Origin of the sequence: Neisseria sp. P0009.S008 (assembly GCF_051958615.1) — a bacterium.
Classification (GTDB): domain Bacteria; phylum Pseudomonadota; class Gammaproteobacteria; order Burkholderiales; family Neisseriaceae; genus Neisseria; species Neisseria subflava.
The window spans coordinates 1-302 of sequence record NZ_JBQCVG010000048.1 but is presented as its reverse complement, the minus strand read 5'-3'; the positions used below and the strand labels follow the sequence as shown (position 1 = coordinate 302).

The window sequence follows — 302 nt, the reverse complement described above, 5'->3', positions numbered from 1 at the left end:
CATATGGAATTCCGGTGCGGCGGCTGCGGCAGCTTGGGCGGCACGCTCTTGGCGGGCGGCTTCGGCGGCTGCGGCTTTTTCTTTGTCTTTACTGTGGTCGCGGTTTAACCAGCCTTTGCGTTTGTGCATGCCGGCTTCGAGTTTGGCGGCAAGGCTGGGGCGGATACCACGCGCTTTTTCGTCGTCTGCCTGCTCTTCATGGCGGCGTTTCAGCGGGGACAGGGATGCCGCGTTGTCGTAACCACAGTGTCGGGCAAGTTTGGTCAATGAGCCTGCTTCTTCGACAAGCTGCTGGAAAGTGG

1 pseudogene is annotated in these 302 nt (G+C 60.3%); it reads right to left on the bottom strand.

The window, feature by feature from the left end:
* Positions 1–302, bottom strand: a pseudogene (locus ACTHSQ_RS11185) (imidazoleglycerol-phosphate dehydratase HisB); the annotation flags it as partial.